Source organism: Collinsella aerofaciens (genome assembly GCF_040926185.1).
GTDB classification, from domain to species: Bacteria; Actinomycetota; Coriobacteriia; order Coriobacteriales; family Coriobacteriaceae; genus Collinsella; species Collinsella aerofaciens_BC.
Genome location: NZ_JBCOIQ010000002.1, coordinates 170547 through 193038, shown reverse-complemented (window position 1 = coordinate 193038; position 22492 = coordinate 170547). Strand labels below are relative to the sequence as shown.

Sequence of the window (22492 nt, the reverse complement as noted above, 5' to 3'; positions counted from 1 at the left end):
TGCACGAGGCCCCGCGCTCCAGCATCCTCTGGACCGTGTCCCGCTCGTGCCTCGTGAGCCTTCCGTAGGCCCTCGGGACCGCCCTCGCGGAGCCCCTATTCTTCTTTCCGGACATGCCGTCCTCCGATCTCCCGGGGCCGGCCGGTCCGGCCCTCAGGGTATCGGGTTCCCACATTCATCCGCACATGTGCGGATGAATGTGGGAAGTGTTCGGATGAAGTTGATAATCAAGGAGGACATAAGCAAATCGAATTGAAATATAACCAGTGCTGTAACGTTACAAAAAAGATTATAGAATAGGAGTACCTTATAAGTCGCTTCTCTAGAAAGAAGAACATATGCTTTCGCGTCGTCGTTTTCTGCAACTTGTCGCGTCTTCAATTGTCGCCTTAGCCGCACGTCCGAAAGAGGTTTTTGCTTCGACGGGCAATATTGATGGTGAGCAGATACAATTTACTTCTGAAATTGCGCAAGAGCTTGCCGATAAATATATAAAGGGACTCCTCGGCTATTCGTATACGCCTTCTGACCCTATTCCTTTTGTAGATGTTGATGGGTCCCCGCTTGGTTACATTGTTCCGGTTGTGACATCCAATAGAGCCGCGGGCTATTTGGTTTTAGATGCTTCAGATGATGAAATACTTACGGGATATCGTTTTGGAGACGGCTTAGTCAGCCCTATGGATCGGGGAGGAGATCTTGGTGTCGAGTCTTATTCTTTCAATAACCCAGTCGTAATGATCAATCCATTCGAATTCGGCGTGCAATCTTTGGACGGTTCAATAACAACAAATTGCGGAAGAACAATCCCGGCTGTTTCCATAGAAGGACGGCCTGTCGTTTTATCGAATAAACCTTCAAGCTGGAACGATGTTGTAATTTACGCAACTCAAATGCAGGATTACACAGTATCTGGATTTCGTTCCATTTCTCAGTTTATGTCATATGATGAAATCGAGATTAAGAGGCTTACCGCCCACTATGCTTGTATGGTGACAGCTTTTTCGAACGTTGCGGAACTGTATGGCATTGCCAATTTATATAGCGACCCTTCGCAATATATGCAGATATGGAATTACACCAATACCCATGCTCTTTCCGATGAAGAACAGACTGTTCCCGGCGTTGTTTTGGGTGGAACGCCGATATCAACCTGTGCAACGGGGTTTACAAATTACTGCGCAAGCAGAGGAAGTACTCTTATCGCCCGCACTGTCTCCTCTCCGGCTATCGCGAGCATTCAAAATGAGATTAACTCTAATAGACCGAATGTTATACATGCGAGTTTGTACAACGGATCAGCCCATTCTGTAACAGCGGAGGCTTACGCCACACTTACTGGTAAGAAAACTGGAGAGACAAGGCAGATGATTGGCATAGCGGACGGCTGGAATTCATCTTTATCCTTCCTGAAGTATGATCAGAGCTATTATGCGTGGACTTATGGAACGACTTTTTCGAAGTAGGGCGATTCGTCTAGCTCTGTCTTTGGTGCTGATGGCTTCATTGGTGGGCTGTTCAACAAAGGAAGAGATATCGCGCGGAGGTTCCGGAGAAGTGACTGCGACAGACTCAGGTTCATTAGAAATAGCTGGCGGGCATGCCGATGTGATGTTACAAGGAAAAGGCGTGCTTAGGTCGATTGATGCTGAAGACGCTGTCTGCTCAATAGAGGATTTGAAGACAGGTGAAACTGCATCGTACCGTGTTTCAGATAATGCTGCGAATATGATTGAGTCGATACCGATTGGAGCACAAGTTTCTTTTAGGTATTTTGCTCCGCAACTTGAGGAGGAGCTTGCTTCTCTGGTGTCTATATGTGCTGATGACAGCCAAAAGGTCTGATTTCAAACGGCCCTGGATGGTCAAATGGCTATCCAGGGCCGTTTTGTCACTCGGCCGGGGCGTTGACCTTGTCGATGACCCAGGCGGCACCGAGGCCACCGGTGGTGTTGTGGCGGATGCGCACAGTGACTTCGTGGCGCTCGCCGGCCTGCGTGTAGCGCAGGGGGAAGCTTGCGCGGTTTCGCGCGGCCTCGATGGTACCGCGCTCGCGGGCAATCCAGTAGTACTCGCCGACGATGCCGAGCGTGTCGGCGCCGTAGGGGAGATAGGTCGACAGCTGGTGCAGAAGCGGGCCGGGGCAGAAGACTTCGGTTGCGAAATCGACGGGGAAGTCCTCGGGGATGGCGGGCGCTGCAGGTGCGCGGGTTGGGGCCGCTGCGGGTACCGAAGCCGGTGCCGGTGCGGGAATTCGGTCGCAAGCAGCGGCGGGCACGGATTCGATGACGGGTGCGGGCTCCAGCGTCGCTTCCGGCTTGATCGTGGAATCTGCGGGCTTCACGGTGACGGGCGCGTCTGCAGCTGCAGTTTCAACCTCAACCTGCGTCGCGTTCTCGTTCTCGACGCTCGACTTTGCCTCGATGGGCGTGGATGCCATGGTGGTGATGCCGGCGTTTGCGTTCTCGGGGTCATAGACGACCGTGAGCGAGATGGCGGGCTGCGGCGTCTCGGGCTCCGGCGCCGACTCGGTAGCGCCTTGATCGTCGGGCTCGTCGGGCTGATCGTCCTCGGTCTCGTCGCCAAAGACATCGCTGTTTTGGAACGCAGGCGTTTCGGGCTGGTCAGCGGCTTCTTCGGTTGTCGACTTGGGAGCTTCGTTGAGCTCCGCAGTGGCTTCCTGCTCGGATATGACTTCGGGATCGGTCGTGGCGGTGATTTCGGTGTCGGCTTCTGCCGTTACCTCAATAGCGACTTCGATCTCTGCCTCGGGCTCGGGCTCCGGAGCGACTTCGGCCACGGGCTCGGACTCGGCGCGCTTAACGTGCTTGGGGCGCACGGCCTTGAGGTCCTTCTCGCCGCGCTTTTTCTTTTTGTAGGACTGCTTGGCACCCTTGGCAGCCTTGGGCTTGTCCTCGCCCTTGGCAAGGGCGGCATCCCAGGCCTCGTTGGCGATGAGCGTGGCATACAGGCGACCGCCCTTAAAGACGGTCAGCCTTATGCAGTCGTCGAGCTCCTCGAGCAGCTCGCGCGTGGACTCGAAGCCCAGGTCATAAGCGGCCATGTCACCAGCAGCGAGCGCCTCCTCGACCTGCGTCATAAACGTTTGCTTGCCGCACCCAATCGCATCACGCAGCAGACGATACAGATAGATGTGGTTGCCCAGCGATAGCGTGGGCTTAACTATTGTCTTGCTCATGGCAAATCTCCTCTTTACACACCAAAGCATCTTACCATCGCGCGGGGCTTGCTACCTCGGCGCCCAAGGCAAACGGGCGCGACCGTTGCCGGTTCGCGCCCGTTATACAGGTCGATTATCTATGAGGGGCAAACGTGCTTAGTTGCCCGATGCCGTGCCTTGGCTCGAGCTGTCAGATGCCGTGCCGGACGCGGTTCCACTCGAGCTGTTCGAGTTGCTGGTGTTGCTGCTGTCTGCTGAGCCCGTTCCCGACGTGGTGTCGCTCGTCTGGTCGCCCGTGCTCGGTTGAGAGCCGTCAGTCGTTTGGCTTGAGTCGGTTGTGCCGGATTGCGTACCGTTGTTGTTCACAGAAGAATCGGCGCCCTGCGACTGATCGGGGGTGTTCGAGGACGAGTCGGTGGATGCGGAGGTGCCCTGCGAGTCGTCCTGCTGGCTTTGCGATTGACCAGTGCTGTCCGCGTCGTGCTCGGTCGTGCGTGACGACAGAATCGGCTCGGGACGCTCGCCCAGACCCTCACCGGCGGTGGTGATAAGGATGGCAGCGGTGCAGGCGATAACCGCGACGATGGCGATGGCGATCGAGAAGATGATGACCTTCTTTTGCGTCTGGCTGCGCTCTGCCGCCGCCTTGGCGCGCAGGCTGTCGGGGGCGACGCGCGCCGTGGTCGCGCGCCCTGCAATCTGGCGCATCTCCTGGGTAGTCGCGGCGCCGCCTAAGTGCTCCTCGGCATTTAATTCAACGGGTTCATAGGCGCCGGCGGGGTAGTCGACGGTGGCGTGCGTACCTTTGAGGGCTTCGGCGCTGGCAGAGATAAAGTGGCGGTAGACCTGCGAGGACACAACGGTGATGACCGAGCTCACAGCGGCACCGATCACCGATCCGGCGATACCGATCTTGGAGGCAAGCGCGACGCTCGTAGCGGCAGCTGCGGCGCCGGCGATGATCTGGGGAATGGAAATGTCGTCAAACAGGCCCTTTTTGGGCGCGATGGCCATGGTCTGGCCGATGGAATGGTTTTCGTGAACGCCGTTGTTGAGCGATGCCGGCGTCATGACACGTGTGCGCGGCGCGTCGGTGTACTTGGTTGTCATACGGGGTCCTCCCGGTGTAAATCTGCTTCGTTTCGTGTAGCCATCAGGGTACCCACCAGATGTGAATCGTACGTGACATTTAACAGATACCATCAACTCATCAAGGGGGCTTGCTGTCTTTGGTGCAATAGCTTGATGCTAAACTGGATTAACGATTGCGAGGTGGTTTACGTGATGTACCCGTATATGACATTCGAAGACGGTACCGAGGTCGTTCATTCTGACCTGATAACAGATGGGGATATCGAAAAGGTTATCGTGCATTTTGAACGACCGACGGTAGAGGGCTTCGACTCCGCTCGCTGTGAGTTGCCTTCCTGTTCGTGGACTGACTGGGAAGGGCATTTTACTCAGAGTGAAAAACGAGCTTTCGAAGAGTGTTTGAGCAAATAATTTAGATTAGTTCGAGTTTAGTTCGAATAAAGAAGCCGAATACGATGACCTAAAGCGTATGCATTTTTAGTATTAGATGCGTATGAAATGGAGGATGTGAATGGATGAGCTAATAGACTTTAAAAAACGATTTCTCAAGAATGGCGAGCTGGTTTCAATTCCAAAAAAGGAAAGCTATAAAAGAATCATGCTGCTATGGGCCGTCTCTTTCTTTGAATTAAATACAAGTTATACGGAGCTTCAGGTTAATCGTGTGCTGTCACAGCTCTATCCTGATTATGCCGTGTTGAGGCGGTACTTGGTTGATTATGGATTCCTATTAAGGGATGAACGAGGCCTGAAATACGAGGTTAATCGTGATGTTCACGGTATTGAGAGCTAGCCATCCGGTTCGGGTCCTATATATTGCTAGAGGGATAAGCGAAATAGGCAATTGGTGTGCGAATATTGCTTTGCCAATGCTGATTTACGAGGTAACTCACGATGTTTCTGCAACTGCTTTGATGGTCTGCTGCAGATTTGCCCCCTCTCTGTTTTCAGTTGCGCTCGCGCAGCTGCCTCAGAAGATGGGTATCGGGACACTGCAGGCCATGAGATTGACAGACTTAATTCGCGCGGGATTATTCGTTTGCTATATTTTTGTTGATAGTAAATGGAGTATGTTTGCTATTACGTGCGCGGTATCGCTTTGCCGAACGGTTGAAATGCCCTGCTTTTACTCGTTGTTAAGAGCCAATACGAATAGTATCAATCGCGACGTAATTAATAATTCGTTTGGGTTTCTGCAGAATTTGATGATGGTTCTGGGGCCAGTTGCCGGCGGTTTTGTTGTCGCTCAATTTGGGGCGGAGGCTGTTCTTGCATTAGACGCGCTTTCTTTTGCCGCGTCGTTCTGGTTGCTGCGAGATGTTCCGTCGGTTATCGAGGTTAATGATAAAGAGGGGATAAGCAAAAATGAAAAAAACAGGACTGCATTTAGTGATCTTAGCGCGAAGCACTTGGCAATTGGTTTCCTATTAATCGATATTTCTAGTGGCGTGGCATTCGGCTCTCTGAATTCTCTTTTGCCAGCTATAGCGCAATTGCAATTTGACTCGTCATCGATACAATACGGATTCCTTCAGAGTAGTCTTACAATCGGACTGTTGTTCGGAAATACAATATATGGTCGTTTAATCAGTGGTTCCGATTGCGTTAAATCATATTGTTTTGTGACGTATCTTGCGCTCGGTGCGTATCTGGCGTTTGGCTATCGCTATGCGTCTGGGATATCGTTTATTTTCCTTTTTATCGTCGGTGCCGGAAACGCCATTCAAGATGTGCTTCTCATAACATCGCTGCAGGATTTGGCGAGAGACGGATCTGAATCGATAAGCCTGTTTTCAATTAGGGAGTCTTTGCAATCGGTTGCTGTTGTTATTTCAACACTCCTTGTTTCGCTGTTCACGAGCATCGCGATGTTCTCAATTCTCGTTACAGGACTTGGTGTATTTTCAATTATGATGGTAGTTGTGTTTCAATTGAATTATTTGCGAAAGATGTGACGTTGATATGCCTAAAACGCTTTTAGTATTTCCCCCCAGGATGGAGTCCAGTGGGGCCGTATCTTGCCTTGCCTGTTTTGAAGTCATATCTTCAAGAGGTTGAACAATACAAAGTTGACATTGTTGACTTAAACGTGGAATTTTACGATGACCTCCTATCTTTTAGACATGTCGAAGAGTGCTGTAAAAGGTATCGGGAATCAAAGGAATCGTTTAGTTCGAATGTTCAATTAACAATCGAGTTGATACAAAAGTCAGCACTTAATGTTGACGAAGCAAAAGATATTTTCAGATCAAAGAGATACTTTAATCTAAAAGAAAGACAATATGCTGAAAACATTTTTAGAAATGCACTCTATATCATAAATCACGTCTCATATGGAGTTAAATACGCGTTCAACTCCATAGATCTGCCCTATGATTATTATTCGACACCAGAAATAATGAAATCGCTTGCGGATACCTTGCATAATCCGTTTATTTCCTTCTATGAAACTGCCTTTCTTAAGCGTATTCAGAGGGAAAAAATCGAGTTTATTGCGATTTCGGTGAGCGGCTGTTTCCAATTGATTTCTGCAGTTACGTTAGCGAAACTGATTAAAGAAGAATGTCCATCTGTTAAACACGTCTCATTGGGCGGCAATTACATTACTCGTTTAGCAGATGACTGCATGAAAGAATGGCATCCCTTTTTTGAATACATTGATTCGATAATGATGTATGACGGCGAAGGGCCGCTTGCACGTCTTCTTGAGGCTCTTGACTCTGGTGATGACAATCTCGACTGTGTTCCAAACCTTTGCCATGCTAAAGGTGGGAAGATATATAAAAACCATCGGATTGAGCAAACATTTATCAACGATACGGTTCCCGATTTCGATGGCTTCGCCCTTTCTAAATACTTCATGCCTGAGTTAATATTGCCGGTTTATTCCTCTAGGCAGTGTTTTAATCATTGCGCCTTCTGCACCATTCCCGTGCTACCGGTGGTTGTTACCGAAAGATGCCTATATCGAGAGTATTTGAAATAATGTGTCGGTTAAATGAAAAATACGGCACGAGAGTTTTCTCTTTTGTGGATGAAACATTCGAAGGCAAAAGAATGGAGCAACTCGCGGATGAAATAAACGCATCGGGAAAAACGTTTTTCTGGCATGGAGAAACGAGGTTCTCTCCAACCCTAAGTACAGACGTTTTCAACAAGATATACCAAAGTGGATGTAGGCAGATTCAGTTTGGCCTCGAGTCATACAACCAAAGAGTTCTTGATCTAATGAAGAAGAACACGAGAGTTGATTGGATTGATCGCAATATCCATGATTGTCTCAATGCGGGTATTCCTGTTCATCTATTCTTTATGATTGGCTTTCCGACCGAAACTAAAGAAGAGGCTCTGAACACCTTAGCTTATACAGAGAATGTTTTGAATTATTCAAAACAGGTATGTGGTGTTCCATATTCCACGAGAGGATTTACGAATTTTGGTCTCGTTATGGGGTCGGATGTTTGGAATCATCCCGATAAGTATGGTGTCTCTGTAATGCCAAAGTCCCAATATGAGGATTTGCGCCTCGAAGTGGATTATGTTTCAGGCACTGGTTTAACTTTAAATGAAGCAAAATCCTTATCTGATGAGCATCATATTGATTTTTATATGCAAGAGGTCATAAACGGTAGCGACACAATTGACTTGCCCCAGCGGCTTCATATTTCAGAGGTGACCTGGATCCTAGATTCTATTCACGCTGTCAGGTATAAGGGACATTTGACCAAAGTAAAGCGACGGCTAACTAGTCTAAATCCAGCTGATCGAATCTGGCTGGATTCCAAGACCTCTGTCGTGCTCGTTGAGCCATTTGCCTACTTCTATAATTCTGAATACCATCATGTCTATGCTGTTTCCCAGTTGGTATACCTTAAGTTGGCCCGTTTATTGGAGGCCAATTGTAGCATTTCTCTTATCCTTGATCAGGGCGACCTCGAGCTGACAAGGACGATAGAAGAACTGTTGCATTATGGATTGCTGAATACAAATATCGATGCCGATTATGTAATGCACGATAATGGTTTTCAATTGGTTAAAAGTTCGTTTGTGAAAGAAGTCGGACGCTCAAAAGAGGGGTTAAGAGTACTGCTGAGTTGTGCCACCCATAGAATGTGTGCGGTTAATGATTTTTCGTTCGCTTTGCTTTCGTTGTTTGAAAAGCCGATTACTAAGAACGAGGTGCGCGACATTTTGAAAAAAGAGGGACTATCGGCAAACGAGGAGCAATTAAACAAGTTGGTTGATAATTGCATGAAAGCAGATATACTACAGTTGATTAGATAGAGGAGGTTTCTGCATGGACGTTATTAACAAAGATCTCTTGGAGCAACTGAAAGAGTTTCAGGAAGAGGGCGTCGTGGTAGAAGTGTTCGACTTTGAGGACTACATGGATATATTCTGCCATTAGTTTCGGAATTTACTCGCCTCGCTTAAAGGAGAAGTCGATTATCGATTTCTCCTTTTTTAATTAAAGATATTATTGAAATACATGCTCCTAGCACAGGTTGGCCTCTCAGTAAACTGGGAGGTTGCTTTGGCTAGTTAGAGATATGTGAACGTCCGTTAGACTGAATCTCAGGGTAGAAGGGGCCTCCAGTGTCCAGATCAACTAGGCAATGCTGCGTTTCGGCTAATAAGAACGATGGCTTTTTGCGTGTGGCGGCGGCATCGCCGCAGATTCGCGTTGCCGATGTCGAGGGCAATGTCGAGGTTGCATTGGCGGCTGTTCGCGAGGCTGCCGAGCGCGGCGTTCGCGCGCTGGTGCTGCCCGAGCTCAACTTGTGCGGCTATACCGCGGCCGATCTGTTCCATAACCGCACATTACTGCATGCCTGCGAGGCTGCTTTGGTGCATATCCTCGATGAGACTCGTGAGCTGCCGATTGTCTTTACCATCGGTCTTCCCGTTGCAGTTGCCGAGAATATCTACAACTGCGCTGCCGTGTGCTGCGCGGGCGAGCTTTTGGGTCTTACGGCCAAGAAGTATCTGCCCAACTATGGCGAGTTCTATGAGCGTCGCTGGTTTGCTCCATCGCCTGCGGATCCCGTGTGGGTCGAGTTTGCCGGTCAGGGTCCGGTTCCGCTGGGTTCGGGGCTTGTCTACCGCTGCTGTGATGAAGGTGCCGAGGATATGGTGCTGGGCGTTGAGGTCTGCGAGGACCTGTGGGTGCCGGCGCCCCCTTCGACCGAGATGGCGCTTGCCGGTGCGACGGTGATCCTCAATCCGTCGGCTTCGGACGAGATTATCGGTAAGGCAGATTACCGCCGCAGCCTAATCTCCAATCAGAGCGCGCGCCTGTACTGTGCCTATGCCTATGCAGACGCGAGCGAGGGCGAGTCCACGACCGACATGGTCTTTGCGGGCGAGAACCTTATTTACGAAAACGGATCCAAGCTCGCCGCCACTAAACTGCTTACCTGCGATATGGCGGTGGCCGATGTCGATCTTGACCGCCTGGTTGCCGAGCGCCGTCGCTCGACGACGTGGACGCGCGCCGACGATGCGCCGGAGGCCACGACCGTTGAGTTTTCGTTTGAGGGCGTGCTGGCCAAAGAGTCTGTCCTGCGCAACGCCTGCGACATCGACCGTGTCTTCCCCCGCGCGCCCTTTGTGCCGGCTGACCATGGCGACCTGGCCGAGCGTTGCGAGACCATCCTCGACCTGCAGACCGCCGGCCTCAAGACCCGCCTTGCCCATACGGGCACCAAGGCGGCCGTCATCGGCCTTTCGGGCGGCTTGGACTCCACGCTGGCACTGCTTGTGACCGTGCGTGCCTTCGATGCGCTGGGGCTGCCGCGCACGGGTATCACAGCCGTGTCCATGCCCGGCTTCGGCACGACGCATCGCACCAAGTCGAATGCCGAGTCGCTCGCTCGCGACCTGGGTGTAAGCTTCCGCGAGGTTTCGATCCACGCGGCTGTGGAGCAGCACTTTAAGGACATTGAGCACGATTCGGCCGTGCAGGACGTGACCTACGAGAACAGCCAGGCCCGCGAGCGTACGCAGATTCTGATGGACCTGGCCAACCAGTCTGGCGGCTTTGTCATCGGTACCGGCGACCTGTCGGAGCTGGCGCTCGGCTGGGCTACCTATAACGGCGACCACATGAGCATGTACGCCGTCAACGCGAGCGTGCCCAAGACGCTTGTGCGCCATCTGGTGCGCTATGCGGCTGATGTCTTTGGCGGGCGTATTGCCGAGGTCTTGCTCGATATCCTCGATACGCCGGTGTCCCCCGAGCTTCTGCCGCCCACGGGCGATGGCGAGATCGCACAGAAGACCGAGGATTTGGTGGGCCCGTACGAGCTGCACGACTACTTCCTCTACTACCTGCTGCGTTTTGGCTTTGAGCCGGGCAAGATCTACCGCATGGCGCTCAAGAGTTTCGAGGGCGTCTACGACGTCAAGACCGTCCACACGTGGCTGCGTACGTTCTATCGTCGCTTCTTTGCCCAGCAGTTTAAGCGCAGCTGCCTGCCCGATGGTCCCAAGGTGGGCTCGGTGACGCTCAGCCCGCGCGGCGATTGGCGTATGCCGAGTGACGCCAGCTCGCGTTTGTGGCTTTCGCAGATCGACGCGCTCAATCCAATTGACTAAGGTTGGCCAAATTGAACCAATGCGGGGGTTGCAAGCGTTACACTTTTGCAATCTGATGGCCCGTATCGCGCGGCGCTCTTGTCGGAGCGCCGCGTTTTTTATATCGAAAGGTGGCACCATGCAGGCATCGCAGCGTCTCGACCGCTTTGGCGCGGAGGTCTTCGCCTCGCTCAACAACAAACTGCTCGCGCTGAAGGCTCAGGGCAAGACCATTTACAACATGAGCGTGGGCACGCCCGACTTTAAGCCGTACAATCACGTGGTCGAGGCACTCACGCAAGCAGCCCAAGATCCCGAGATGTGGAAGTATGCCCTGCGCGACCTGCCCGAGCTCAAGCAGGCTGTGTGCGATTACTATGAGCGCCGCTTTGGCGTTTCGGGCATTACGCCGTCCATGGTGCAGTCGTGCAACGGCACGCAGGAAGGCGTGGGTCATTTGGGTCTGGCCCTGCTCGACCCGGGTGACACCATCCTGGTGCCCGATCCGTGCTACCCGGTCTTTGAGGCGGGTGCCAAGATCGCCGATGCCAAGCTCGAGTACTATCCGCTGATTGCCGAGCACAATTACCTGCCCTATGTGGCGGGTATCGATCCCGAGGTTGCCGATCGTGCCAAGTATATGATCGTGTCGCTGCCCGCCAACCCGGTGGGCTCGGTGGGCACGCCCGAGGTCTACGAGGAGATCATCGCTTTCGCCCGCGAGCACGACCTGCTCATCGTCCATGACAACGCGTACTCCGACATCGTGTTCGACGGCGAGCCGGGTGGCAGCTTCTTGCAGTATCCCGGTGCGCTCGAGGTGGGTGTGGAGTTCTTCTCGCTTTCCAAGTCGTTTAACGTCACCGGTGCCCGCATTGGCTTTTTGGTCGGTCGCGAGGACGTGGTCTCGGCCTTTGCCAAGCTGCGCAGCCAGATTGACTTCGGTATGTTCCTCCCGATCCAGAAGGCTGCTATCGCGTGCCTTAATGGCCCGCGCGATGAGGTCGAGGCACAGCGTCTGAAGTACCAGGAGCGCCGCGATGTCCTGTGCGACGGTCTTGAGGGCCTGGGCTGGGAGCGTCCCAACGCGCATGGCTCTATGTTTGTGTGGGCCAAGCTCCCCGGTGGCCGCACCGATTCGATGGCGTTTTGCGAGGAGCTCATGGAGAAGGCCGGCGTTGTGGTGACGCCGGGCGCGAGCTTTGGTCCTTCGGGCGAGGGACACGTGCGCATGGCGCTGGTCTTGCCGCCCGACCAGATCGCTTTGGCTGTCGAGGCCATTCGCGAGGCGGGCCTGTATTAGAAAGCTATTTCGCCTCGTCAATATACCGAAACCGATTTCGTGCAGTTATTTTACGAATCCTGCAAACAATTTCGGTAAACGGTCGATTTTTGGCTGCGAATAGGAGCATAATCAAAGTCCCGATTGGATGTATTGGGATTACGACAAGCCGCTCGGGTCGTTCCCGGGCGGCTTGTTTGTGGAGTGAGATGGGAGTTTCTAATGGTTAACGAGAAGAAGGTCGCTATTGTCGGCTGCGGTTTCGTCGGTTCGTCTTCGGCGTTCGCGCTGATGCAGAGCGGTCTGTTCTCCGAAATGGTCCTCATCGACGTGGACAAGAACCGCGCCGAGGGTGAGGCCCTGGATATCGCGCACGGCATGACGTTTGCCGAGCCGATGAAGATCTACGCCGGCGATTATTCCGATGTCGCCGACGCCGCCATGATTGTTGTCACCGCTGGCGCTGCCCAGAAGCCCGGTGAGACTCGCCTGGACCTGGTCAACAAGAACGTCAACATCTTTAAGTCCATTATCCCCGAGATTAAGAAGTCTGGCTTTGACGGTATTCTGCTCATCGTCTCCAACCCGGTCGATGTTCTGACTTATGCCGCCATCAAGATGTCCGGCTTGCCCGAGGGCCATGTCATCGGCTCCGGCACCGTGCTCGACACCGGCCGTCTGCAGCAGATGCTTGGCGCCCACGTCGAGGTTGACCCGCGCGACGTTCAGGCCTACGTCATGGGTGAGCACGGCGACTCCGAGTTTGTCGCTTGGTCCAGCGCTCAGGTTGCCGGCGTTCCGCTGAACACCTTCTGCGAGCTTCACGGCCACCTGGAGCATGAAGCCGCCGAGAAACGTATCGCCGAGGACGTCAAGAACTCCGCCTACACCATCATCGAGAAGAAGCACGCCACCTACTATGGTGTCGCCATGGCCGTCAAGCGCATCTGCACCGCCGTCATGCGCGATGAGCAGACCGTTCTGCCCGTCTCCTCGCTCATGGTGGGCGAGTACGGCCTGTCCGATCTTGCCATCTCTATGCCGACCGTCGTTGGCCGCGACGGCGTTGTCTGCCGCGTCCCCGTGCCGCTGGACGATGACGAGCAGCATGAGCTCACCGCCTCCGCCAAGGCCCTCAAGGACATCATCGACAGCGTCGACTTCTCCTGCTAAATCAAGCTCGCTAGAGCGAAAAGCTACAATGAAGGCGTCCGAGTCCACGCGGCCCGGGCGCTTTTTTGGTGCAAAGTAACCTGACCCCAATGCACTATAGTCGATGGGAGGGCCATGTCGGATTCGCCTAATATTTTGACCTATGCCCAGACGGCGTTTGATCCGTTTGAGGAGCGGCCGTTCTGCGCGGTGGATAGCCTGGTCTTTGCGTGGTTGTCCTATTTGCGTTTGCCGGGTGATATGGCGGAGCTGACGAACTGGCAGGGCCTAGACGTACGCGAGCTGCTGCGTGCCGAGTGCTATCGGGACATGATTGACGACTTGTGGGACCCGGAGGGAAGCAGGGCCTTGTTGGAGGCCGTGGCAGCAAGTCCTCGCTACCGTGGCGTGCACGTTTGCGGCTATCGTGCTGTGAGCGATGTGGTGGCGACGGAGCAGTTTGCAGCCATGGCGTTCCGGTTTCCGGCGGGGTTTAGTTACCTTTCCTTCCGGGGGACCGACAGCACGATTGTGGGTTGGAAAGAGGACTTTAACATGGCGTTCCGGTGTCCTGTGCCGGCCCAGGAATCCGCGGCACGTTATGTGGACGAGGCGGCGGATGCGATTGACGGGCCGCTTTTGTGCGGAGGTCATTCCAAGGGTGGAAACCTTGCGGTGTACGGTGCGGCAATGTGCTCCGATGTCGCCCGTGAGCGAATCGAACGGGCATATTCCCATGATGGTCCGGGTTTCGTCGAGGAGTTCCTGAACGGCGACGCCTTTGCCGATCTTTCCGGTCGAATCGACAAGACGCTACCTCGGTCGTCGATCTTTGGCATGATGTTCGAGACACAGGAGGACTATGCCATCGTTGAGAGCACCGAGTTCAGCCTGCTGCAACACAATCCCTTTAGCTGGGTGGTTGATGGTCGCGACTTCGTGTACTGCGAGCGCCTGTCCGCCGGTGCTCGATACGTTGATGGCTCTATTCGCGAGATGCTGCTTGCAGTGTCGCCTAGCGAGCGCGAGCGTTTTGTAGATGCGTTGTTCTCCGTGTTTGAGGCTACGGGTGCTGAGCGGTTTGCGGATATCGCTGGAAATCTGCGCGAGAGCCTGCCCGTGATGCTCCAGGCTGCGCAAGGCTTTGACAAGGATACGCGACGCTTTGTCTCGCAGACCATCGCGGCAATCCTTAAATGCGCACTGCTGCCCAAACGACCCCAGATCGACATGCCCGCTGCCGGCAAGAGTTTGGCAGAACAGCTCGAGGCTTGGCAGTCCGAGCTCCTGCGCTAGCCATTGGTGCAAAGCAACCTGTCCCCGATGCACCAATCTTCGATGCGCCTGGGGCGGGCTCGACCGCTATACTGGTTCGTGCCGAAATCGATCTAGAACGGAATGCCGTATATGAAAATCAATCACGCGATTCTGCATATCCTGGACTTTGACTCTGCCGTCAACGTTATGAGCCAGCGCGAGTTGGATATCGAGAGCCGTACCGTGCGCAACTTCGTGACAACGCATCTGCGCCGCGCGCGTACCTCGGCCGACAATAAACGTGCCACGTTTGCCGAGAACTCTGCGTTTGGCGGCGAGCTCAAGGGCTATTTCTTTGGCGAGCGCGAGTTCGTGGACCTGTCGCAGCAGATTGCGGAGTTTATTTCCTCCGAGCTCACCAAAGCCGAGAAAGCCGAGTCCACCGACGTGCTCGTGGCCGATTTTGACGACGATGAGGATGCCCGCTGGTTTGCCGTGATGCTGCTGGGCTCCAAGCAGGCTTTTATGCACGAAGTGGGCCGCGAGGAGGGGGAGGTGCGCAACGACATCGCGCGCCACTACGCCATTCTGCCAAACCCATCGCAAAAGGTGCCGAGCTATGCCATCGTGCGCGCGAGTACCATGGAGATCGGCTACGTGGACAAGAAGCGCAAGATTGCCGGCGAGGACCGTATGCTTATCCCCGATGGCCTGCTGCAGTGCGACACGGGCGTATCGGGCAAGGAGGTCATCGACACCGTGACGCGTGTGGTCGAGGAAGTCGCCGAGGAGCACGGTGCCAACACGGCTATAGCGCTCGCTAAGGTTAAGGCTGCCGTTGCCGAGAAGGTCGAGGATGACGAGGAGCTGCCGCCTTGGGATATCGTCGACGAGGTCTTTGAGGACGAACCGGTTATCAAGGAGAGCGTGCGCGCGGCACTGACTGAGGAGAAGGTGCCTGAGCGCGTTCCCGTGGAGCGCAAGCAAGTTGAGCGCGCGGCCGTGCGCAATCACAAGATCCGTACCGACACGGGCATCGAGATCAGCTTCCCGGCCGAGATGGGTTCGAACTCCGAGTACATCGAGTTCGTCAACGAGCCCAACGGCCTCATCTCCATCGAGCTCAAGAACATCGGAAGTATTGAGAATCGATAAACTGCGCTTGGACGCTGCAAAAATAAAGGCCGAAGCCCCGGATGAGGGCTTCGGCCTTTTTACTTGGGGCTGAATTACGTTGCAGGTCGAGCATACGTCAGCGAAAACGCGGTTTGTCAAAACCGCGTAACTTCTACAGCTGACGTAAGCCCTCTTCCAGGCCGGTCTTGCTGTTGGTCTTCTCGTCGCGCATCTTGATGACGCGGGCGGGGACACCGGCCACGACGGCGCCGGCGGGGACATCCTCGACGCACACGGCGCCGGCGGCAACTACAGCACCCTTGCCCACGTGCACGCCCTCCAGGACCACAGCATTGGCGCCGATCATGACATCGTCCTCGATGATGACGGGCGTGGCGCTGGCGGGCTCCACAACGCCTGCCAGCACGGTGCCGGCGCCGATGTGGCAGTTCTTGCCCACGGTGGCGCGACCACCCAGCACGGCGCCCATATCGATCATGGAACCCTCGCCGATAACGGAGCCGATGTTGATGATGGCGCCCATCATGATGACGGCACGGTCGCCAATCTCGACGCGGTCGCGGATGATCGCGCCCGGCTCGATGCGGGCGTTGATGCCCTTAAGGTCGAGCACGGGGACGGCGGAGTTGCGGCAGTCATTCTCGACGTCGTAGTAATCGATGGAATCGGCGTTGGCGTCCAGGATGGCTTTGAGCTCGTCCCAGTCGCCAAAGACGGTCTTGCCGCGACGGCCGCCGTAGACATGTGCGTCGCCCCAGGCAACCTTCATGCCGGGTTTCTCGCGCACATACAGCTTGACAGGCGTCTTTTTAGGCGCGGTGGCGATGTAATTGATAATCTCCTGGGCATCCATCTCGGCTGCGTTGCTCATTCGCTATCTCTCCTTTGGGTGGATTCGGTTGATACCTGGTTAGGCAAACATGACCTGGTCGAACGTATAGAAGCCGGGTTCGCGGGCGACGAGCTTCTGCGCGGCTGCCAGGGCGCCGTTGACAAAGATCTGACGGCTCGTGGCGCGGTGGGTGAGCGTGACCTCCTCGTCCTGGCCAAAGAAACTCACTTCGTGGACGCCGGCGACAGTGCCACCGCGCAGCGAGTGCATGCCGATCTCCTTGGGATCGCGTGCTCCGCACATGCCCTCGCGGCCATAGACGGGGTGGTAGCCTGCCTCGGGCTCGGCTTCGACGACGGCGTCGAGCAACAACTTGGCAGTGCCGCTGGGGGCGTCGACCTTTTGGTTATGGTGCGTCTCGACGATTTCGCAGTCAAAGCCGGGCAGCTCGCGTGTAGCCTGCGCTACCAGATGGCGCAGGGCTGCGATACCGATGGAGTAATTGCCCGAGTGCATAACGCGGGTGTTCTGGCCCAGCTCACGCAGGCGGTCCATCTGTTCGGGGGTGTAGCCTGTGGTGCCCGAGACCAACGCCGCGCCCGTGCGCTCGACATAGGCGACGACGGCATCGAAGGTCACGACGTTCGAGAAGTCGATAATCACATCGGCAGCCGGTGCGTTCTCGAGCTTGCTCAAATCGAAGCCAATCTGGGCCACGATATCAAAAACGGGTTGACCGGCGGCGTCGACAACGCCCTCGGCGGTGGTGCGGATGAGCGAGCCCATGCGGCCCGTTCCCATAATGACGGTCTTAATCAAGCAGACCAGCCCCCTTCAGAGCATCGGTAAGTGCAGAGCGCGTGTCGTCTGCCATGGGGCACAGCGGCATGCGGTAGTTTGCCTCGATCATACCCATCTGGGCGAGCGCCTCTTTGACGGGGATGGGGTTGACCTCGCTAAAGAGGGCGTTGATGAGCGGCTGGCCGGCAATTTGGATATCGCGGGCACGCGCCACGTCACCGTCCAAATAGGCACGGCACATGTCATGCACGAGCCGCGGCTGCACGTCTGCCCACACGCTGATGGTGCCCGAGGCGCCCAGGCTCATGAGCGGCACGGTAAGCGCGTCCTCGCCCGAGTACATACGGAAGTCGTCTGACAGCAGGTGGGCGATCTTGGCCGCGTAGGCGACGTTGCCCGAGGCCTCCTTAATACCCATGATGTTGGGGTGCGCGGCCAGGCGCTCTACGTTGCGCTCGCTGATACCGCAGCCGCAGCGGCCGGGGATGTTGTACAGGATGCAGGGGATGTCCACGGCATCGGCGACGGTCTTAAAGTGCTGATAGATACCCTCTTCGTTGGACTTGTTGTAGTAGGGGGTAATGAGCAGCAGGCCGTCGGCTCCCAAGCCCTGGTAAGTAAGCGACTTGGTGAGCATGGTCTGCGTGGAGTTGGAGCCCGAGCCGGCAATGACGGGGACGCGTCCTGCAACATGCTTGACCACGGCGGCGACGACGGAGTTGTCCTCGTCGTCGGTCATCGTGGCGCTCTCGCCGGTGGTGCCCAGGGTGAGGATGGCGTCGGTGCCGTTTTGCAGGTGGAAATCGATAAGGCGCTCGAGTGCGTCAAAGTCGACACTGCCATCCTTTTTAAACGGCGTGACGAGGGCGACGATTGAGCCCTCGAGATTGCGGATGTCCATGTTCTTCTCCTTCGCGTCCGCGATCTGGATGCGTTTGTTCCATTGGGCGGCGACTGCCAGGCGCTCGTCTTGGGCGCGACGGCGGGCACTTTCGGCGCGCGATTTGGCCAGCAGCTCTCGGCCGCTCGGTAGCACGTCGAGCGTGGCAAAGTAATCGCCCGGGCGCTCGGCGCGGCGGATGAGGTCGGCCGAGCCATCGGGGCGCAACAGGACCTCGGCGGAGCGCAGGCGTCCATTGTAGTTGTAGCCCATGGAGTAGCCATGCGCGCCGGTATCATGGATCACAAGCAGGTCGCCCATGTCGATATGCGGCAGCTCGCGATCGATGGCGAACTTGTCGTTGTTCTCGCACAGATTGCCCGTGATGTCGTAGGTGTCCGTGACGGGCGCTGTGGTCTTGTCGTCGCCACCCGGCTGGCCCATCACCGTAATGTGGTGGTAAGCGCCATACATGGCAGGACGAATCAGATCGACGGCACTGGCGTCCACGCCGATATAGTCCTTGTAGATCTGCTTCTCGTGGATGGCCTTGGTGACCAGGCATCCGTAGGGGCCCATCATAAAGCGACCCATCTCGGTGCAGATCGCCACATCGCCCATGCCGGCGGGGACCAGAAGCTCGTCGTAGGCTGCGTGTACGCCCTCACCGATGGCGTGAATGTCGTTAGCCTGCTGCTCGGGCAGGTAGGGGATACCCACACCGCCGGACAGATTGATAAAGGCGACATGTGCGCCGGTCTCGCGCTCCAGGCGCACGGCAAGTTTAAAGAGGATACGTGCGAGCTTGGGATAGTAGTCGTTAGTGACGGTGTTACTGGCAAGGAAGGCATGGATGCCAAAATTCTCGGCGCCCTTGGCCTTGAGCATGCGGAAGGCCTCAAAGAGCTGCTCGGTGGTCATGCCATATTTGGAGTCGCCCGGGTTGTCCATGATGCCGTTGGAGAGCTGGAACAGACCGCCTGGATTAAAGCGGCAGCTGACCGTCTTGGGGATGGGCCCCGCAACGCGCTCAAAGAACTCGATGTGGCTGATGTCGTCAAAGTTGACGATGGCACCCAGCTTGTCGGCGAGCTCATAGTCGGCAGCCGGCGTGTCGTTGGACGAGAACATGATGTCGTGTCCCGTGATGCCCAGCGAGCGGGCGATCATGAGCTCGGTATAGCTCGAGCAATCGCAGCCGCAGCCGTATTCGTTGAGAATGGAGATGAGCGCCGGGTTGGGGTTGGCCTTGACGGCAAAGTATTCCTTAAAGCCCGGGTTCCATGCAAAGGCGTCGCGCACTTCTTGCATGTTGCGGCGGATGCCCGCCTCGTCGTATAGATGAAACGGCGTGGGGAACTGCTCGACGATATGCTCGAGTGTCTCCTTGTCCACAAACGGCTGCTTGGCCGCATATGCCTCGTTGGGGGTCAATGCCATGTCCCGTAAACCTCGCTATCCAGACGGCGCCATCTGCGCATCGAATCCGCATAGCGTGGACCCAATGTCCGGATAGCGCTCCCGCATTGCTGCAGACAGTCCTGTGGGTGTTTCCCACAGGCCCACCAGGTTGTTCGTGCCCGAAAAACCCAGTTCGGCGGGTTTCGCCTCCCCACGGGGTCAAAGCCTGCCGGCTCGCCCGCGGCTCTTCGTGCCCGCGCCTCTATCAAGTGGTAAAGACCCTATCACGTTGCACTTTACCAAACAAGAGTATTCGTATATAACGTTTAAAAAATGCAGCAATATGCTGGAAACATGTGTGCCACAATCCTGTATCACAATAAGTTGCAACAGATGTGCCTCACGAAGGGATTCTCTATGACCGAGCTCCAAGAACTCCGTCGCTATCGCCGCGATCTCCATCGCATTCCGGAGCTCGATTTCGATCTTCCGCAGACTATCGCCTATATCGAGGGCGTGTTGGCGCCGCTCGCTTGCGAGGTGACCCATCCGTGTCCCAGCTGCGTCTGCGCTTTCTTCGACGCTGGCGTTGGTGCCGCGCGTGCCACGGCGATTCGCGCCGATATGGATGCGCTGCCCATCGCGGAGGCGACGGGAGCGGCCTTTGCCTCGATCCATCCCGGCAAGATGCACGCTTGCGGACATGATGGACACATGGCCATGGCACTTGCCGCCGCGACGTATGTCGACCGTACGATTCGCGAGCAGCCGGGCGCCATTAGGCGCAACGTTCTCTTTGTGTTCCAGCCGGCCGAGGAAACGACCGGTGGTGCCAAGACGGTATGCGAGAGCGGTGTGTTCGAGCGCTATGGGGCTGACCGCATTTTTGGCTTCCATGTGTGGCCCGATCTGCCTGCCGGCACGTTGGCGAGTTGTTCCGGTCCGCTGCTGGCGCGTTCGAGTGAGACACACATTCATATTCACGGGACGAGCATCCATATCGCTAAGACCTATGGCGTTCCGGTCGAGGAGTCGCACGATGCGGCGCTGGCGGCTGCCAAGTTCTTGGTTGCCGAGCGCGAACTGATGGACGAGCTGGGCACCGACGAGCCCTGTATCGGTAAGTTTGGTCTGCTGCAGGCCGGTACGGTTTGCAACGCGGTGGCGGGGGAGGCCCATGCGGCCGGAAGCCTGCGTGTGTTTACGGACGACATGTTCGACCGGGCGCGCGAAGGCGTGCGCCGCGTGCTGGACGATGCCTGTGCCGCAACGGGCTGCACGTATGATCTCGACTTTGCCGAGGGCTATCCGCCGGTCGACAACGACCCCGAGTTGTTTGCCAGCGTCGCGCCTGCCTTGCCCGGGCTGCAGCTTGTGGAGGAACCGCTGCTGATCGCCGAGGATTTCGCGTTCTATCAACGCCATCTGCCGGGCGTGTTTTTCCTGCTGGGCACGGGTATGCCAGAGGACCAAGACAACCCGAGTGATTCGGATGGCTGTCCCGCCTATGCCACAAGCGCTCTGCATACCGATAGCATGCTCTTCGACGAGGAAATCCTGCTCAAAGGCCTCGATGTCTACAAACGATTGCTTTTGCTTGACTAAGGCGCAAAGGACTATTTGTTCTAGAAAACACGAACAAACGTACGATATAATAGAGATGTAAGTCTATAGAAACGTTTGACGTTACTAACGTAAGGCGATACGATGATTGCATCGTATGAAGATGAGGATACCGAACGCTTTGCCATGGGTGTGCGGGTCAGGAGGTTCGTGCCCTTTGAGCGTGTTGCGTTGAGGAAGATTCGCCAACTGCAGGTTTGTGCTTCGCTTGATGATCTTCGCGTTCCGCCGGGCAATCGCCTGGAAGCTTTGAAGGGCGATCGTGCCGGTCAATATAGCATCCGTGTTAACGAGCGCTATCGGGTCTGTTTTGAGTGGAGACAGGAGATGGCTTGGAATGTCGAAATCGTCGATTATCACAAGTGATGAGACCTCGTCCGATTTGCTGTCGCCAGTGACTCCTGGTGAGCTTCTCAAAGAGGAGTTTCTTGTTCCCATGGGCATTTCTCAATATCGCCTTGCGAAAGAGACCGGGATTCCGGCTCAGCGTATCGGGCAGATTGTCTTGGGAAAACGTCGCGTGACGGCCGACACCGACCTCCGTCTTTGCCGTTATTTTGGCCTGACGGATGGTTATTGGCTGCGCGCTCAGGTGGCGTTTGACCTTGAGGCCGAGAAAAGGCGGATCGAACCGGAACTCGATAGGATCGTTCCTGTTCAGCAGGCCATTGCGCTGTAGTGCTCAGAGATGATGGGGGTGGCGTGACGATGAGGCGACGCCGACAGCCTGCCGTATATAGTCCGGGTGGATGCGGGTGCGGTTTGCTGCTGCTCCCGGTTATTGCTGTGAGCATTGGCGTGATGTTTGTGCTTGCTGGGCTGGCTGCGGCAGCACTTGTGCTGTTGATTGTGGCCATTGGCGTGACGATTTGGCTCTGCCGCAATCGCGAGCAACGCCATGCCGACGGTAAAACCAATGTCGGCTGGGCCATCTTTTTGGTTGTCACCTACCTATTGAGTATCAGTTATCTGGCGTTCTTTATCTTGTTGCTTGTGAGCACCTTTACCGGGGAATCCGTAACGGTGGGGTAGGCTTCGACGAGCTTCTTGAGGATGAAGCGAGGGGCGGACTCTGAATGAACCGCGCCCCGCATCAACAAGTTTCATTCGTTGTGTAGCAATCCGAATGTACAAGCGTTTGGCGTGAGAGCACCGCCGCCAGCAACACGGGAAGGCAGGCTGCAATCGCCAGCCCCCATGCCAGCTCATCGCAATAGATTCCATAAGGACTCCCCAACAGGACATAGGCCAACTAACGAGCCCATCATCCGCTGCGGT

At 55.6% G+C, this 22492-nt stretch carries 20 protein-coding genes and 1 riboswitch; of the genes, 15 read left to right on the top strand and 5 right to left on the bottom strand.

All coding sequences use genetic code 11. The features are described from left to right. Positions 1-338: 338 nt before the first annotated feature. Positions 339-1466: a hypothetical protein gene (locus tag AB5750_RS01910; RefSeq protein WP_368145128.1), complete on the top strand. Its 1128-nt coding sequence runs from the start codon at positions 339-341 to the stop codon at positions 1464-1466. A 91-nt stretch (positions 1467-1557) separates the two neighbouring features. Further along, positions 1558-1845, top strand: coding sequence for a hypothetical protein (locus AB5750_RS01905; RefSeq protein WP_368145130.1), 288 nt, complete (start codon positions 1558-1560; stop codon positions 1843-1845). 46 nt (positions 1846-1891) lie between these two features. Here the strand turns inward: AB5750_RS01905 and AB5750_RS01900 are convergent, their stop codons facing one another. Next, the gene (locus AB5750_RS01900; RefSeq protein ID WP_368145132.1) at positions 1892-3199 is read right to left on the bottom strand and encodes a hypothetical protein; all 1308 of its coding nucleotides are present in this window, start codon (positions 3197-3199) and stop codon (positions 1892-1894) included. Between the two features lie 138 nt (positions 3200-3337). Then, positions 3338-4291, bottom strand: a complete 954-nt coding sequence (locus AB5750_RS01895; RefSeq protein ID WP_161144876.1) for a hypothetical protein — start codon at positions 4289-4291, stop codon at positions 3338-3340. 493 nt (positions 4292-4784) lie between these two features. Here AB5750_RS01895 and AB5750_RS01890 point away from each other — a divergent pair, with 493 nt between their 5' ends. The 9 genes from AB5750_RS01890 to AB5750_RS01850 all read left to right on the top strand — a co-directional run bounded on the left by AB5750_RS01890 (position 4785) and on the right by AB5750_RS01850 (position 15695). Next, positions 4785-5066: a DUF2087 domain-containing protein gene (locus tag AB5750_RS01890; protein WP_055251466.1), complete on the top strand. Its 282-nt coding sequence runs from the start codon at positions 4785-4787 to the stop codon at positions 5064-5066. Then, complete coding sequence (locus AB5750_RS01885; protein WP_368145263.1) at positions 5044-6228, top strand: MFS transporter; 1185 nt, start codon at positions 5044-5046, stop codon at positions 6226-6228. Before AB5750_RS01890 ends, AB5750_RS01885 begins: the two co-directional genes overlap by 23 nt. A 50-nt stretch (positions 6229-6278) precedes the next feature. Next, the gene (locus AB5750_RS01880) at positions 6279-7259 is read left to right on the top strand and encodes a radical SAM protein (RefSeq protein WP_368145133.1); all 981 of its coding nucleotides are present in this window, start codon (positions 6279-6281) and stop codon (positions 7257-7259) included. After that, positions 7232-8557, top strand: coding sequence for a B12-binding domain-containing radical SAM protein (locus AB5750_RS01875; RefSeq protein WP_368154887.1), 1326 nt, complete (start codon positions 7232-7234; stop codon positions 8555-8557). Before AB5750_RS01880 ends, AB5750_RS01875 begins: the two co-directional genes overlap by 28 nt. Before the next feature lie 312 nt (positions 8558-8869). Next, the gene (locus tag AB5750_RS01870; protein WP_368145135.1) at positions 8870-10870 is read left to right on the top strand and encodes an NAD(+) synthase; all 2001 of its coding nucleotides are present in this window, start codon (positions 8870-8872) and stop codon (positions 10868-10870) included. Between the two features lie 118 nt (positions 10871-10988). Beyond that, positions 10989-12152 carry a pyridoxal phosphate-dependent aminotransferase gene (locus tag AB5750_RS01865; protein WP_217749965.1) on the top strand — a complete coding sequence of 388 codons (1164 nt, stop codon included), beginning with the start codon at positions 10989-10991 and terminating at the stop codon, positions 12150-12152. A 201-nt stretch (positions 12153-12353) separates the two neighbouring features. Continuing rightward, positions 12354-13304, top strand: coding sequence for an L-lactate dehydrogenase (locus AB5750_RS01860; RefSeq protein WP_117759056.1), 951 nt, complete (start codon positions 12354-12356; stop codon positions 13302-13304). A 114-nt stretch (positions 13305-13418) separates the two neighbouring features. After that, positions 13419-14579 (top strand): Mbeg1-like protein, encoded by a 1161-nt coding sequence (locus tag AB5750_RS01855; RefSeq protein ID WP_368145137.1) that lies wholly within the window; start codon positions 13419-13421, stop codon positions 14577-14579. Between the two features lie 111 nt (positions 14580-14690). Next, a complete protein-coding gene (locus AB5750_RS01850) occupies positions 14691-15695 on the top strand; it encodes a nucleoid-associated protein (protein WP_368145138.1) in 1005 nt (334 codons plus the stop codon). 133 nt (positions 15696-15828) lie between these two features. On the opposite strand, the gene dapD is transcribed toward AB5750_RS01850, so the two are convergent. From dapD to dapA, 3 genes are read right to left on the bottom strand one after another with little or no spacing between them, the layout of a single operon-like run. Continuing rightward, positions 15829-16548: a 2,3,4,5-tetrahydropyridine-2,6-dicarboxylate N-acetyltransferase gene (gene dapD / locus AB5750_RS01845; protein WP_368145140.1), complete on the bottom strand. Its 720-nt coding sequence runs from the start codon at positions 16546-16548 to the stop codon at positions 15829-15831. Positions 16549-16587: 39 nt separating this feature from the next. Continuing rightward, positions 16588-17328 (bottom strand): 4-hydroxy-tetrahydrodipicolinate reductase, encoded by a 741-nt coding sequence (gene dapB / locus AB5750_RS01840; protein WP_368145142.1) that lies wholly within the window; start codon positions 17326-17328, stop codon positions 16588-16590. After that, a complete protein-coding gene (dapA, locus tag AB5750_RS01835; protein WP_368145144.1) occupies positions 17321-19630 on the bottom strand; it encodes a 4-hydroxy-tetrahydrodipicolinate synthase in 2310 nt (769 codons plus the stop codon). The genes dapB and dapA overlap by 8 nt, the downstream gene beginning before the upstream one ends. A gap of 65 nt (positions 19631-19695) precedes the next feature. Beyond that, positions 19696-19864, bottom strand: a riboswitch (Lysine riboswitch). A gap of 144 nt (positions 19865-20008) precedes the next feature. Here dapA and AB5750_RS01830 point away from each other — a divergent pair. The 4 genes from AB5750_RS01830 to AB5750_RS01815 all read left to right on the top strand — a co-directional run bounded on the left by AB5750_RS01830 (position 20009) and on the right by AB5750_RS01815 (position 22246). Continuing rightward, positions 20009-21196 carry an N-acetyldiaminopimelate deacetylase gene (locus tag AB5750_RS01830; RefSeq protein ID WP_368145146.1) on the top strand — a complete coding sequence of 396 codons (1188 nt, stop codon included), beginning with the start codon at positions 20009-20011 and terminating at the stop codon, positions 21194-21196. Positions 21197-21298: 102 nt separating this feature from the next. Continuing rightward, positions 21299-21580, top strand: coding sequence for a type II toxin-antitoxin system RelE/ParE family toxin (locus AB5750_RS01825; protein ID WP_022094131.1), 282 nt, complete (start codon positions 21299-21301; stop codon positions 21578-21580). Beyond that, entirely contained in the window at positions 21552-21893 is a 342-nt protein-coding gene (locus tag AB5750_RS01820) for a HigA family addiction module antitoxin (RefSeq protein ID WP_368145147.1), read from the top strand. The genes AB5750_RS01825 and AB5750_RS01820 overlap by 29 nt, the downstream gene beginning before the upstream one ends. An 83-nt stretch (positions 21894-21976) precedes the next feature. Next, on the top strand, positions 21977-22246 hold the full coding sequence (locus AB5750_RS01815) for a hypothetical protein (RefSeq protein ID WP_368145148.1): 270 nt from the start codon (positions 21977-21979) through the stop codon (positions 22244-22246). Positions 22247-22492: the final 246 nt, after the last annotated feature.

Coding starts and splice junctions, on each gene's coding strand:
- AB5750_RS01860 (WP_117759056.1), top strand. CDS start 12,354: ATGGTTAACGAGAAGAAGGTCGCTATTGTCGGCTGCGGTTTCGTCGGT.
- AB5750_RS01850 (WP_368145138.1), top strand. CDS start 14,691: ATGAAAATCAATCACGCGATTCTGCATATCCTGGACTTTGACTCTGCC.
- AB5750_RS01865 (WP_217749965.1), top strand. CDS start 10,989: ATGCAGGCATCGCAGCGTCTCGACCGCTTTGGCGCGGAGGTCTTCGCC.
- AB5750_RS01895 (WP_161144876.1), bottom strand. CDS start 4,291: ATGACAACCAAGTACACCGACGCGCCGCGCACACGTGTCATGACGCCG.
- AB5750_RS01875 (WP_368154887.1), top strand. CDS start 7,232: ATGCCTATATCGAGAGTATTTGAAATAATGTGTCGGTTAAATGAAAAA.
- AB5750_RS01910 (WP_368145128.1), top strand. CDS start 339: ATGCTTTCGCGTCGTCGTTTTCTGCAACTTGTCGCGTCTTCAATTGTC.
- dapD (WP_368145140.1), bottom strand. CDS start 16,548: ATGAGCAACGCAGCCGAGATGGATGCCCAGGAGATTATCAATTACATC.
- AB5750_RS01820 (WP_368145147.1), top strand. CDS start 21,552: ATGTCGAAATCGTCGATTATCACAAGTGATGAGACCTCGTCCGATTTG.
- AB5750_RS01825 (WP_022094131.1), top strand. CDS start 21,299: ATGATTGCATCGTATGAAGATGAGGATACCGAACGCTTTGCCATGGGT.
- AB5750_RS01900 (WP_368145132.1), bottom strand. CDS start 3,199: ATGAGCAAGACAATAGTTAAGCCCACGCTATCGCTGGGCAACCACATC.
- AB5750_RS01885 (WP_368145263.1), top strand. CDS start 5,044: ATGTTCACGGTATTGAGAGCTAGCCATCCGGTTCGGGTCCTATATATT.
- dapA (WP_368145144.1), bottom strand. CDS start 19,630: ATGGCATTGACCCCCAACGAGGCATATGCGGCCAAGCAGCCGTTTGTG.
- AB5750_RS01890 (WP_055251466.1), top strand. CDS start 4,785: ATGGATGAGCTAATAGACTTTAAAAAACGATTTCTCAAGAATGGCGAG.
- AB5750_RS01830 (WP_368145146.1), top strand. CDS start 20,009: ATGACCGAGCTCCAAGAACTCCGTCGCTATCGCCGCGATCTCCATCGC.
- AB5750_RS01855 (WP_368145137.1), top strand. CDS start 13,419: ATGTCGGATTCGCCTAATATTTTGACCTATGCCCAGACGGCGTTTGAT.